At 55.8% G+C, this 13,002-nt stretch carries 12 protein-coding genes and 1 pseudogene; 8 read left to right on the forward strand and 5 right to left on the reverse strand.

Going from position 1 to position 13,002, the window contains the following annotated elements:
- The first annotated feature begins 726 nt into the window (after nucleotides 1–726).
- The gene (locus tag BLU24_RS17415) at nucleotides 727–3,345 is read left to right on the forward strand and encodes an SIR2 family protein (RefSeq protein WP_093102132.1); all 2,619 of its coding nucleotides are present in this window, start codon (nucleotides 727–729) and stop codon (nucleotides 3,343–3,345) included.
- Nucleotides 3,346–3,591: 246 nt separating this feature from the next.
- Here the strand turns inward: BLU24_RS17415 and BLU24_RS28100 are convergent.
- A pseudogene (locus BLU24_RS28100) lies at nucleotides 3,592–4,022 on the reverse strand (type II secretion system protein N).
- A gap of 133 nt (nucleotides 4,023–4,155) precedes the next feature.
- Here BLU24_RS28100 and gspH point away from each other — a divergent pair.
- Nucleotides 4,156–4,608 (forward strand): type II secretion system minor pseudopilin GspH, encoded by a 453-nt coding sequence (gene gspH / locus BLU24_RS17425; protein WP_093102135.1) that lies wholly within the window; start codon nucleotides 4,156–4,158, stop codon nucleotides 4,606–4,608.
- Nucleotides 4,605–5,213 carry a prepilin-type N-terminal cleavage/methylation domain-containing protein gene (locus BLU24_RS17430; RefSeq protein WP_093102138.1) on the forward strand — a complete coding sequence of 203 codons (609 nt, stop codon included), beginning with the start codon at nucleotides 4,605–4,607 and terminating at the stop codon, nucleotides 5,211–5,213. The genes gspH and BLU24_RS17430 overlap by 4 nt, the downstream gene beginning before the upstream one ends.
- 742 nt (nucleotides 5,214–5,955) lie before the next feature.
- On the opposite strand, the gene BLU24_RS17435 is transcribed toward BLU24_RS17430, so the two are convergent.
- Genes BLU24_RS17435 through BLU24_RS17445 form a run of 3 tightly spaced genes read right to left on the reverse strand, consistent with a single transcriptional unit; the run spans nucleotide 5,956 to nucleotide 8,223 of the window.
- Entirely contained in the window at nucleotides 5,956–6,894 is a 939-nt protein-coding gene (locus BLU24_RS17435) for a FecR family protein (protein ID WP_093102141.1), read from the reverse strand.
- A 31-nt stretch (nucleotides 6,895–6,925) separates the two neighbouring features.
- On the reverse strand, nucleotides 6,926–7,477 hold the full coding sequence (locus BLU24_RS17440) for an RNA polymerase sigma factor (RefSeq protein WP_090282961.1): 552 nt from the start codon (nucleotides 7,475–7,477) through the stop codon (nucleotides 6,926–6,928).
- Entirely contained in the window at nucleotides 7,474–8,223 is a 750-nt protein-coding gene (locus BLU24_RS17445; RefSeq protein WP_442965756.1) for a secretin and TonB N-terminal domain-containing protein, read from the reverse strand. The genes BLU24_RS17440 and BLU24_RS17445 overlap by 4 nt, the downstream gene beginning before the upstream one ends.
- 122 nt (nucleotides 8,224–8,345) lie before the next feature.
- Between BLU24_RS17445 and BLU24_RS17450 the strand changes: the two genes are divergently transcribed.
- Nucleotides 8,346–8,660: a hypothetical protein gene (locus BLU24_RS17450; protein ID WP_093102144.1), complete on the forward strand. Its 315-nt coding sequence runs from the start codon at nucleotides 8,346–8,348 to the stop codon at nucleotides 8,658–8,660.
- 128 nt (nucleotides 8,661–8,788) lie between these two features.
- Here the strand turns inward: BLU24_RS17450 and BLU24_RS17455 are convergent, their stop codons facing one another.
- Nucleotides 8,789–9,229 (reverse strand): carboxymuconolactone decarboxylase family protein, encoded by a 441-nt coding sequence (locus BLU24_RS17455; RefSeq protein WP_090282959.1) that lies wholly within the window; start codon nucleotides 9,227–9,229, stop codon nucleotides 8,789–8,791.
- A 312-nt stretch (nucleotides 9,230–9,541) separates the two neighbouring features.
- On the opposite strand from BLU24_RS17455, the gene pdxR reads away from it, so the two are divergent.
- From pdxR to BLU24_RS17475, 4 genes are all read left to right on the forward strand, one after another.
- Complete coding sequence (gene pdxR, locus BLU24_RS17460) at nucleotides 9,542–10,975, forward strand: MocR-like pyridoxine biosynthesis transcription factor PdxR (RefSeq protein ID WP_093102149.1); 1,434 nt, start codon at nucleotides 9,542–9,544, stop codon at nucleotides 10,973–10,975.
- 123 nt (nucleotides 10,976–11,098) lie between these two features.
- Entirely contained in the window at nucleotides 11,099–11,392 is a 294-nt protein-coding gene (locus BLU24_RS17465) for a putative quinol monooxygenase (RefSeq protein WP_093102151.1), read from the forward strand.
- 369 nt (nucleotides 11,393–11,761) lie between these two features.
- The gene (locus BLU24_RS17470; RefSeq protein ID WP_093102153.1) at nucleotides 11,762–12,163 is read left to right on the forward strand and encodes a cupin domain-containing protein; all 402 of its coding nucleotides are present in this window, start codon (nucleotides 11,762–11,764) and stop codon (nucleotides 12,161–12,163) included.
- Nucleotides 12,164–12,401: 238 nt separating this feature from the next.
- The gene (locus tag BLU24_RS17475) at nucleotides 12,402–12,965 is read left to right on the forward strand and encodes a hypothetical protein (RefSeq protein ID WP_093102156.1); all 564 of its coding nucleotides are present in this window, start codon (nucleotides 12,402–12,404) and stop codon (nucleotides 12,963–12,965) included.
- Nucleotides 12,966–13,002: the final 37 nt, after the last annotated feature.

Raw genomic sequence — 13,002 nt, forward strand, 5'->3', positions numbered from 1 at the left:
GCAAAGGCGCAAGGAGGTGTAGCCCGGGAGAGTGTTTGGAGATGTCTTTTTAAACATTGGTGTTTATTGAGGCCCCCTCGTCGTATCGCGTCAGACAGATTCCCCCATCATCCCACTTGCTCAGGTGCTTTTAGCGGCATAGCTAGGCATCTCAGCTTTCGGCTAAAAGCGCACGATCACACATGTCATAGCAGTCTGCGGCTATTAAAACCCCGGAAAACTCCGCTGTCCCTTCAGTGTGATCCAAAGGGTGATTCTCCGCCGATTCGCTAAACCTTCTCAATAGCGCAATCTCAATCGCATTCATTCGATGGGCAGAAACCAGAATAGCGGCGGGTCGCTAGGTAATCCGTTAGCGTTGCCAATAGGGACTAAGGAAAAAGCGCGATGAATGAGCCTGAGCGGAAATATTGAAACTCCGTACTTTCAGATGTTCGAGTGCGAGGTTCTGCGGACTTTTGTTATCCACATTCCCATCGTCAACGCAATCGCTAGAGACCGCCATCGAGCCCTCGGGAGCAGAAGCTTATCTCTATATTCCATCACGATAGTATTTTTTAGGAAGTTATTTCGAAAAGAACTAATAACTTGTGGACACGAAGACATTGAATGGCCACTATCACCCTGTCTGCTTAATCAGGCACAGTGAGAAGTGATTGCATAAAGATGCACATCCACGAAAGGCTTGTCGATCGGAAGCTGAAATAAATACAATAGGGAGCAGCGATGAAAGCAGAGGATATTTTTGGAAATAAGGATGGGCAAGCCGGCGAGCTTACACATAAGCTAAGAACTGTCACGGATCTTATTCGCCATATAAAAACTAAAGAAGAAAGTAGTCCGGCAAACTACAGCATTTTTTTGGGAGCTGGAGCCTCTGTCACCTCTGGCATTAGGACGGCGGGCCAGCTTACCGATGAATGGGCCAATGAGCTATACGAGCGCTTCAAACGAATCAAATCGCTAGATGCTCATCAGGCGAAAAGCTATTTTGAGAAAGAGCACCCTAGTTGGTACAACTCGGACAACCCCTACTCGTCGTTGTTCGAGAAAAAATTCGACCTTCCGACACAACGGCGACGTTTTGTAGAGCAGGAAGTAGATAGCAAATTACCCTCTATCGGTTACTCATACTTGGTCTCGCTGGTAGATTACAATTATTTCAACACGATCTTCACCACAAATTTTGATGATTTAATTAACGAAGCTTTTTACGTATTCTCAAATAAAAGACCAATTGTTTGCGCCCATGACTCCTCAATTAGATCTGTATCAATCACATCTAAAAGACCGAAGATAGTAAAGCTGCATGGAGACTATTTATTTGATGATATAAAAAGCACTCTTAGGGAAACGGAATCCTTAGAGCAAAATACCAAAGAAAAGTTTGTTGAATTCTGTAAAGAATACGGACTCATTGTTGTTGGGTATTCTGGGTGCGATCGGTCCATTATGGATGTCTTGGAGTTCCTAGTTAAGCAAGAAAATTATCTTAAAAACGGTATCTATTGGTGTTTGCGCCCAGGCGATGAAGTCTGTCATAACTTACGAAACCTTATTTGGAAAGACAAAGTTTATCCCGTTCTAATAGATGGATTTGATGAACTATTTGCTGAAATACACTCCCAAACTATCGACAAGGAACTAAACCTAAACTCAAGCACAAAACAGTCAAAGTTAGAAATGACAATTCGCCAGATAGTAGAAGATAGCTTTGGCTTGTCGAAAAATGATGTAATCGGTAAAGAGATTCTTTCTATAAAAGAGGATGGTGACTCAAAAGATATATCAAGTTTCATTAAGCAATTATCCCAGGCAAATGAGTCGTCTCGCCTAGGTGTGAAAGATGTGCGTAATCTCTTGGAAATACGATCGTTGACCGAGAGCCTTGATCTAGCTAATGCGTTGGAAATGTGCAATATTCACTATTTAAAGGCCAGCAACGCTGTAGAGAAAAAAATATATATTGAGCAGTTTATAACTATACATATAAAGCTCGGTGACGATCAAAAAGTAACCTATTGGTGCGATAAGCTAATTGAGCTTGATCCAAATAACGTCGGCTATCATTTAAAAAAAGCCACATCAATCAAAAAGCTTCCTGAACGCAATAGCTTTTACACTGAGTTGGTCTCTAAGTATCCTTACAGTGTATCCGTAAGGAATAATGCAGCCAACACGATAATCCGAATCATTATGCAGGGCACGGGCATTGATGAAAGCTTAGTTAAGCTAGCGAGAGAACACTTGGAAAAAAGTCTGGCTATCGATCCCAGCTTGGATAACTCAGCCTGGGACAAAACCATGGATCTTTTCTCTTTGCTGTACCATCGTTCAAAGGATGTGGATCAAAGGAAGCGCATCAAGGATGAGGTAGCGGATTTGATTAAGCTTGCTAGAATGCGGCATCCCGAACATCAACAAACCATCGAACTACTTGAGTCCCAGCTTGATTTTGGCTGTAAAAAAGCAGAGTTGTCCGGTTTGTTAGAACTGTTTATTGAACTTATGAACAAGTCATCGCTAAACAAGAAAAGCAGCGTGGGCGTTGTTATTTGCAAGGCTTTCGACCATGTTTACGGAATTGATGACAATAATGATCTTAAAGAAAAGATAAGGAGATTTTTCCATATCTATGTTCCTGAATCTCATCAGCACGTTAAGATTAGTCTTGCGAAGATAAGATACTTATTTTCAATTGAAAATGATGAGATGCTAGCGAGGAAAGACTTGGAGGCCTTACTCAGTCAAAAAGAGCTAGGTGCGTACATAGGTGATATTTTAGAACTACCTATTGAGCTTAACTCTGAAGAAATCGGAATTCTAAGAACAAAACTAGAGATAGAAAGACACGAACTCATTAATAGTTATTATTATGAGACCTTGAGTGAAATCTACACGCTTGAAGGCGAATTTGAATTGGCGAGCCAAAGTTTGGAGCGTGCGTTCGCAGATGGGGCGACTCTTGAAAACTATCTCACCAAACGAACATATTTGCTTCTGAAATCGGAAGACTATAGAACCATTATAGCGCTTGCCGCCCAGTACACTGATCAACTGAAAAACTTTGATTCGGAAGCTTTCGTTATAAATTTGCAAGTGGCTGCAAAAAAATTATCACACCCTACACTTAATCTTGTCGCCCTCAGGAATTTAGCTGGCCTGAGCGAATCGGATGAAGTCAAACTTTGTGCATTTTCAATTCTTGATCAATATGCGGATGCTAAAAGACTCATGAAAAAGCAGCTTGAAAAGGATCCCGGGCTTATTAAGAAATATAGAGACTGGCCCGCTATCTCAGCTGAGTGTTTTCCCGACATGATCGCTGACAATCGAGTTGCGTAGGTCGGCTGCAATTGACGGTAATTAGTTGTTTAAACATTGTAAAGAGCCTCCTAGTTCAATACTGAGTTAGGAGGCTTCCTCTTTTGACAGATAGTTACCGCCACGAACGAGCGGTGTCGACGCTAGCACTATACTGCTAACAGCCAGCCTGTTTGACAAGAAGCCATCTCGGTGACTCTCGTATTTTCCGAACATTTTCATTGAAATGCGCTTGAATTGGCCCCCATCCAAAATCAATCCCAAAAATCACGGCCTCACCAACCTAGGCAAAACCACCCCCTCCCCCAACCTCTCAACCCCCAACCGCACCCTCTCCCCCCCTGCTCTACCACAACCCCATCCCCCTCAACCGCCACCAACCTCACCCCAACCCCAACCCTCTCCCCCGCCAAATAACTCCTCGGCGGTCCATCATTCAAACTCAATATCGCCACCGCCCCGCGACTCCCCGCCATCACCCCGCTCACCTTGATATCCACCGGCGCGGTCTGGTTGGAAAACCACTGCAACGCCGGGCTATCACTCCTGGCCGCTAGCAACTGCGGCGCCGCTGCCGGTGTGTGCGATTCGGCGCTGGTCAGCAGCAGCGACGACCATGTCGCGACGCCCACCAATGCGGCAAGCAGCGCGAGGGCCTGGGCCATTTGCGGTGGGGAAAAGCGTGTGGTGAGTCTCATGGGGTGAATCTCCTTTTTGTCCCTGTTGCCAGCCTACGCGGCAATTCTCTCCGTTTTATTTCACACGCCTTACATGTTGGCGGTGCATCTTGGCTGTTCGGGACATGGCGGGACGCGAAGGAGCGTGCGATCGATGGACGGGGGCAAGCAACGGGGTTTTACGCTGATCGAATTGATGGTGGTGCTGGTGATCATCGGTATTGCCAGTGCGGCGATCAGTTTGAGTATCAAGCCTGATCCTGTGCAGTTGCTGCGCAAGGATGCCGAGCGCGTGGCGCAGTTGCTGCAGGTGGCGCAGGCGGAGGCGCGTGCGGATGGGCGGCCGATTGTCTGGGTGAGTGATGCCAAGGGGTTTCGGTTTAGTCGGCGTAATGACAGTGGTCGCGGGTTTGAGCATTTCAAGGATGACGCGCAGTTGCGCCCGCGTGCGTGGCAGAGTCCGAAGGTCGAGGTGCGTGTGGAGCCGAAGCAGCGGGTTGTGCTGAATGCTGAGTGGATCAATCCGCCGTTGCAGATGACGCTGTCCGATGGTTTGAATCGGTTGAGCGTGCTGCGTGATGGCTCGGGTCGGATCAGTCTGCAATGAGGGCTCAACAGGGGTTTACGCTGATCGAGGTGATGGTCGCGATTTTGTTGATGGCGGTGGTCAGTCTGATTGCCTGGCGTGGGCTGGACAGTGTGACGCGGGCGGATCGGCATTTGCAGGCCAGCAGTGAGCAGAGCGACGGGTTGTTGCGGGTGTTGAATCAGTTGCAGCGCGATGTGGATATGCGTGCGGGGGTTGAGTTGACTGAGCCGCGCAAGGTTGGTGTGGATGATGAGCCGCCGACCGCGCCGCCCGCGATTACCGTGCGCAGCAGTGACAGCAAGGGGTTTAGGCTGGAAGTGATTCGCACGGCGGCGGATCAGCCGGGGGCGTTGCAGCGGGTGCGCTGGTGGTTGAAGGGCGACACGTTGTATCGGGCGGTGGCTGAGGCGCGCAGTCGGTATCCGCTGCCGGCGCCTGGGGCTGGGGTGGCGGTGTTGGCGGATGTGCGGGATTTGCAGGTGCGGGTTTGGGAGGTGGACAAGGGTTGGCGGCAGTTGAGTGGGAATCGGCGGGAGGATCCGTTGGGGTTGGAGATTCGATTGAGCCGGGGGACGCCGCAGGGGGTGGAGGTTTATCGGCAGGTGATTGGGCCGTTGCAGTGATGCTTTTTTGTAGGAGTGAGCCTGCTCGCGATTGCGGTGGGTCAGTTGATGGAGAGGTTGGATGGTGTGGCGCTATCGCGAGCAGGCTCACTCCTACAATTGGATTGGGTTGGGTCAGTTTGGGGTTGGTTGGCTGTGCGGGCGCTATCGCTGGCGAGCCAGCTCCCACAGGGATTGGGGTTGGGCAGTGGGAGATGGGTTGACTGGTCGGTAGCTATCGCGAGCAGGCTCACTCCTACGATTGGGTTGGGGCAGTTTGGGATTGGTTGGCTGTGGGGGCGTTATCGCTGGCTGGCCAGCTCCCACAGGGATTGGGGTTGGGCCGTGGGAGGTGGGTTGGCTGGTCGGTAGCTATCGCGAGCAGGCTCACTCCTACAATTGGATTGGGTTGGGTCAGTTTGGGGTTGGTTGGCTTTGAGGGCGCTATCGCTGGCGAGCCAGCTCCCACAGGGATTGGGGTTGGGCAGTGGGAGATGGGTTGGTTGGTGGATGGCTATCGCGAGCAGGCTGGCTCCTACAATTGGATTGGATTGGGTCAGTTTGGGGTTGGTTGGCTGTGCGGGCGTTATCGCTGGCTGGCCAGCTCCCACGGGGATTGGGGTTGGGCAGTGGGAGATGGGTTGGCTGGTCGGTAGCTATCGCGAGCAGGCTCACTCCTACAATTGGATTGGGTTGGGGCAGTTTGGGATTGGGTGGCTGTGCGGGCGTTATCGCTGGCGAGCCAGCTCCCACAGGGATTGGGTTAGCTGAGGACGACGACGCCGCCCGGGAGTTCGGTGCATTTGATGCCGTAGGCGTCGCGGATCAGCAGGGCGACGCCGGCGAGTTGGTCGAGGTTGAAGCGGGCCTGGACGCGGCGTTGGCCGAGGTCGCGGTTGAGCAGCAGAAGCATGCCGGGGCGGTAGCGGTTGATTTCGTCGATCATCTGGCTGAGGGTGGCGCCGTTGAAGACCAGGACTTGTTGGCGCCAGTTCATCACGGCGGCGGTGTCGACGGTTTGGACGCTGCCGATTTGGCGGGCGTCGTAGGTGACTTGCTGGCCGGGTTCAAGGCGCAGGCTGCGGCCGTCTACGTCGACTTCGACCGCGCCGTCGAGGCAGGTCACGCAGACTTGTTGATCGGTGTTGCGCAGGTTAAAGCGTGCCTGGCTGGCGCGTAACCACCCGCCTCCGGCCTGCATCGCCAGCGGCAAACGTGCGGTTTGTACTTCGACTTCGCCGCTGACCAGTTCGAAACCCTGCACGCCTTCAGCAACAGTGCGCTGGTTGATGCGGGTCTGGGTGTTGAGTTCCAGGCTCACGCCTTGCGCCGGTTCGACGCGGCGTTGCTGGCCGACTTCGGTGATGTAGTCGGCGCCGAGCCCTTCGAAGCCGCCGGGGATGGTGCCACGCACCAGCAGGAAGGCGGCTGATGCGGCGATGGCGCCGCCGAGGAAGGCGCGTCGACCGAACCCGCGTGGTGCCTGCACGCCTTGCGCGGCGGGTTGCAGATTGTGCCACAACACCTTGGCCTGCTCGAACGCCTGCGCATGTTCGGCGCTCTGTGCACACCATTCGCGCAGGGCGCGGGCGTCGGCGACGGTGGCGCGGCCGGAGGTCAGCAGGATCAGCCAGTCGTGGGCTTCGCTGTGCAGATTGTCGGCCGCCGAGGGTTCGGCAGGGGTCAGTCGAAAGATGTTCAAACGCGCAGATTCTCAACCAATTGATCGGGCTCTATTCAGAAGACGGTTTTCCGGCCCCGCGACCGAACCGCTGAAACACTTTTCTTTCCAGTTTCGCTGCGCAGTAGCCCAACGCGGCTTTGATTTCCTTCTCGACCATGCGCGTGGAGATGCCGAAGCGCTGGGAGATTTCCAGGTGCGGCGCCTCTTCCAGGCGTGCGGCGATGAAGATCCGTCGGCGTCGCGCGGGCAATTCGTAAAGGGCGCTGAGCAGTGACTGGATTTCCTTTTGCCCACCGACCACCCGCGACGGATCGAGCGATTCGTCGCCGATCTGCAGCAGCTCTTCGACTTCCTCGCCGGTGAGCAGGCGCGCGTCGGCCTGACGCCGGTCGGCGGCGATGTTCAGAGCCATGCGATAGAGGTAGGCATTGGGCCGCAGGACGTTCGGCGGCGTCTCCATGCGGTCGACGCGCAGCCAGGTTTCGTGTAGCACGTCGTTGGCCAGGTCCTCCGAGCCGAGACGTCGGCGCAGACGTCCGCGAAAGTCCTCGTAGGACGTCAGAAACAGTTGCGCCAGCGACCCTTGTCCGGTGTCTTTCATCCCCCGGAAACTCCTTCCCATGTGGTGCATTCCATGCGTTTCCCTGACGACTCCGGTAACAACAGCAACGTGACCGGCTGACGCAAGGCACTGGGCGTCGGCCGGTCGATCCTGAATTGGCGAAAGCTTTCCACCAGCGCGTTGTCGCGCCGTACATCGCCGGTCGAAGTGACCAACCGGTTGTGTTGCACCACGCCGTCGCGCCCGACCCAGACCTGCAACAGCGCGCGGTAACTGCCCGGCCGGGTCAGCGGCGAGCGACACAGATTGCGCTCGACCGCGGCCTGCACCGCCGTGGCGTAACTGCGGCTGACGGCGATGCTTTCCGCCGACTGCTTTGGCGGCGGCGCTGGCACGTCTTCGACCTGCGCCACTTGCAGGGTAAACGCGTCGGCGCGGGCATACCGCGCCATCAAGCCACTGCCGCCGAGCAGTCGGCGCAAGGCATCGGCGGCGGTGTATTCACCATCCACCGCCAACGAGCGGCGGCCGCGACTCAACTGACTGTCGACCAGCACCGCGACGCCGGTGGCGTGGCTGTACTGGTCCAAGGCATGCGCGAGGTCCTGCGCCGGAATGTGCAGGGTCATGCGCACGTCCGCCGGCGTCGGTTCGGCGCCGACCGGGCTCGCCGCGCAGCCAAGCAACCACCCCAGACAGATCCGGCGCACAATAATCGTTGAACGCTGAAAACCGCCTCGGGAAGTGCCTCGCTGCACGGCTGACGAATCCTTGAAAATCGTCATCCTGAGGGCTGTTTATGAATCTGGTGTGACGGCCGGTGCAAAAAAACCATCACGGGAATTACGCAAGGCTTGCACTAGACTCAAGGCATCGCGCGGCCGCATTGGCCGGCCAGGAGGCGAGCATGAAAACACTGTGGCGAATTACTCTCGGCGGGCTGTTGCTGACCGCCGTGTCTGGCGCTTATGCAGAGGAACCGCTGGGTTGCGTGGAGGTGTCGGTCGGCGGCTATAAAGCGCCGAATTACGACTGCCTGAGCCAGCAAATGGGCAACAACCCCGAAGGCGCAGCGGCGGCACAGAAGAATCTGGAAGCGCTGAATGTGCCAGTGCACAAACGAGCGCCGAATCAGGTCGGCCTGGCGACACCAGCCGCGACCAGCACGCGAATGGGCAATACCTTCGGCACATCGGTGAAACCGCAACGCCCACCGCAATAACCCCACCCTCGCCCACTGATCGTTCCCACGCTCCGCGTGGGAATGCAGCCCGGCACGCTCCGCGTCCCCTCCAGAGCCGAACGCGGAGCGTCCGTGGATGCGGGAGCGTGGGAACGATCAGCGTTGCCTTAGTCGCTCGGCACCTGGCGAAAACTCACCGCCAAGCGATTCCAGCTGTTGATCGTGGTCACCGCCATGGTCAGGTCAACCAGCTCTCCTTCGCTGAACTGCTCACGCGCCTGCTGATAAACGTCATCCGGCACGCGACTGTCCGCCAGCAGCGTCACCGCCTCTGCCCACGCCAGCGCAGCGCGCTCGCGCGGGTTGAAGAAGTTGCTGTCGCGCCACACCGCAATCGCATACAGACGCCGATCACTCTCCCCGGCCCGCCGCGCGTCCACCGAATGCATGTCCGTACAGAATGCACAGCCGTTGAGCTGCGACGCGCGGATCCGGATCAATTGCAGCAGCGGCGGCTCGATGCTCAGGTTGGCAGTCAGCGCCTCCATGGCAATCATCGCTTTCATCGCCTTGGGCGAAGCGTTGTAGTAATCCAGGCGCGGGGACATGGGCAGGTCTCGGTGGACGGAATGATGAGTGCACCGTAAGCGTTGGCGGGCGCGGGTTACAGCCCCAATATTTCGATTTATGGCTACACCATTAATCTAGGAATCACGCGATCCCCTGTAGGAGTGAGCCTGCTCGCGATAGCGGTGTGTCGGTTGGTTAATTGGTGCCTGACACACCGCTATCGCGAGCAGGCTCACTCCTATAGGGGTTGTAGGCCAATTCCGGGTATTTGCGGTAGGCAACTATTGCCAATCGGCCAATAGCAGTAATCTGCCCGACACTTCACTCATCGCCCCCGGAGCCCCATCGGTATGGAACTTCATGTCGTGATCAACGGCCGCAAGGACCTGGCCGGTCAGTTGTATCGACAACTGCGCGGGGCGATCGAATCCGGGCGGCTGGCGGCGGGCACGCAATTGCCGCCCAGCCGTTTGCTCGCCGAGCAATTGGGCATCTCACGAAAGACCATCTCCGACACCTATGCGCAGCTGACCTACGAAAACTTCCTCACCGGGGTCATCGGCAAAGGCACCTACGTTAACGCCCGCCCGGCGCAAATCCAGCGCAAGCAGAGCCACAGTGAACTGGCCAGCGCCGAGGTGATCGAGAGCTGGTGCAATCTGCCGGTATTCTTGCGCCATCCGACGCTGGAAGGTTCGCTGCGCTACGACTTCATCGGCGGCGCTACCAGCAAAGGCCAGTTCCCCCACGATGACTGGCGTCGTTGCGTGTCTCACGCGATGCGCCAGATGGCCCAGTCCAAGGGCTTCTACAGCCTGCCCGAAGGCCTGCCGGCGCTGCGCAACGCGATTGCCCGACACATCGCCTTTTCCCGCGGGGTCAATTGCCAGGACGAGGACATCGTCGTGTGCAACGGCGCGCAACAGGCGCTGGACCTGATCAGCCGCGTGCTCACTCGCCCCGGCAGCATCGTGGCGATGGAAGATCCCGGTTATCCGCCGGCTCGCCTGCTGTTTGGCACCCATGGCGCCGAAGTCATCGGCGTTCCGGTCGATGCCGAAGGCATGCAGGTCGAGCACATTCCCGATGGCACGCGCCTGGTCTATGTCACGCCCTCGCACCAGTTCCCCTTGGGCATGCCGATGAGCCATGGGCGCCGCGAAGCTCTGCTGGCCCGCGCCTATGAGCTGGGCGCAATCGTCATCGAGGACGATTACGACAGCGAATTCCGCTACGAAGGCCGGCCAACCGATTCGCTGTTCAGCCTCGACCAGCGTGGCATCGTCGCCTACGTCGGCACCTTCTCGAAAACCCTGCTGCCGGAGCTGCGTCTGGGTTACGCGATTCTGCCGCCGGCGATCCTCGAAGCGGTGATCCGCGCCAAGCAACTCACCGACCTGCACGCCTCGACCCTGCCGCAATGGGCGCTGGCCAAGTTCATCGCCGAGGGTTGCCTGCTCAAGCATATCCGTCGCTGTCACACTATTTATGCGCAGCGCCGCGAGCGCATTCTGGTGCGCATGGCGGACGATCTGTCGCCGTGGCTGGAAGCGGTGCCGCCGAGTGCCGGTTTCCACATGACGGTGTGGTGCAAGGTGCCGATCGACTTGCCGCTGGTGATTGAACTGGCGAAAAAGGTCGAAGTCGGGCTGTACGCGATCAACGGTTTCTATTACCAGCAGCCGGCGAAAAACGGTCTGTATTTCGGCTTCGGCGCGATCGAAACCCTGGACATCGACACCGCGCTGGATCGCCTGCGCGACATCCTCGAACAGCTCACCTGAGCCATTGGCCTGAGGATTTAACCGCCGATTGGTTATTGGTCTTCGAGGGTTGCAGGCCTATTCTGCACAGGCGTTATCCCTCAATGAGCAGGATTCGTCCGGCCTGATTCAGGAGTGTGAGCAATGTCCAACGAAGTGATCAACACCGTGCAGGTGCAGGCTGCGGCCGGCCGTTCGGAGGAACTGGGCAAGCAGTTGCAGAGAATCGTCGACACCCTGCGCGAAACCCCGGGCTGCGATTCCTACCTGGTCGACCGCTGCCCCGAGGACAGCCAGCGCTGGACGGTCAGCGCGCGCTGGCAGTCGGAAGCGGCGATGCAGGCGCATTTCAACCGGCCCGAGGCGCAGGGGTTTATCGACCTGATCGATAGCCGCTTGGCCAATAGTGTGGATTTCAACAGCTTTCCCATCGTCTGAACCGGCCCCTTCGCGAGCAGGCTCGCTCCCACAAGGTTACGTGTTGCTGACGAGACAGGTGAGCAACCTCGAACCCTATGGGAGCGAGCTTGCTCGCGAAGGCGTCAGCCTGGTCAACATTGGTATTGTCTGACCCACCGCTATCGCGAGCAGGCTCACTCCTACATGGGTATTTGCCAAGCCACAAATCTCACCCAATCCCCGAATCCCTGTGGAAGCGAGCCTGCTCGCGAAGGCGTATTGCGCCGCGCCGCAAATCCCTCTGACACCGGCAATTGGTCACCCCATCTTCCCGAACATTGGCCGTTTGAATGCTCCAGACTGCGGACTACTGTGATCAGCAACACCCATCATCACAGGTAACCTGCCATGAAAGCCCTGCCCCTGCTCGCCGCCGCCCTCGCCTTCAGCCTTTCGACCGCTGCCCTGGCCCACGACCCCTCGGAAAAAGTCACCGTACTGCAAGAGCAACTCCTCAAAAACGCCCCCGGCAAAAAAGCCATGATGATCGAGGTCGACTACCAGCCTGGCCAGTCGTCTATCGCCCACAAACACGACGGCACAGCGATGGCGTATGTGCTGGAAGGCGAAGTGATTTCCCAGGTCAAAGGTGAACAACCCATCACGTACAAGAAGGGTCAGTTCTGGTACGAACCGGCCGGCTCCGAGCATCTGGTGTCGAAAAACGCCAGCCAGAGCAAGCCTGCCAGGTTGTTGGTGTTCATGGTCCTGGCCCCTGATGAACCCGTGCTGATCCCGCTGAAAGACTAATGGCTGCCGGATCAGCAATAGCAAAAAACGCTAATCGAAGGATCTTTCGCGAGCAGGCTCGCTCCCACATTTTAGAATGGTTTCCAGGTGTGGGAGTTGCACTGGCGAAGTTTTGTCGCCCGTACATATCCCCACACGTAATCCTTTTGGACTTCGTCAGTAGCACCCATTAATGTCCATATGCGAATGCTAAACAGACATTCACACTGTTGATAATCGCCAAGGAATGGACGAGAACATGATGAGCACTAACGTAGAGAAATCCTTCATAGCCAGAGTTACATGCAGCGCGACGCGCATGACGTACTTCGATCAACACCCTGATGCCGATGAGTTGAAGGGGTCGGGGCATCTTCTTACTACCGCTCATGCCTATTCGCGACTAAACATAATGGCGCCCTATTACGAAAACGGCATCAACCCTGTCCACATAGTGGCTTACTTCCGTTGTTACGATGATTACTACAATATTCAGATCCGTAGCAGTCACTATTTTGGTAATTTTTTCAGCAAGAATGATGATCGTATTCTTGGTGCATTCCCGGCAGCGGGTGGTGATACTACGTCGTTCAATCTTTATAATTCCAATAGCGAACTTGTAACCCTGGACAACCTTGAAGGCAGTCACGCAACGGTTTATCTGCGAGCTCGAAACGCGGGTTTCATCAATAGACAATTACGCGAAGACGTATACGTCTACACGTATGGCGACGCACCGGGTGACCCGGTGACGTTCAATCTGGAGATTCTTGAGCGGAATGTCGATTATCCGACTTCCGATGTGCCCTACGCTCAAGCGTGATCAACGCATTGAATAAATAACCGACAATAAAAAGCCC

Source organism: Pseudomonas sp. Z003-0.4C(8344-21), assembly GCF_900104975.1.
GTDB lineage: Bacteria > Pseudomonadota > Gammaproteobacteria > Pseudomonadales > Pseudomonadaceae > Aquipseudomonas > Aquipseudomonas granadensis.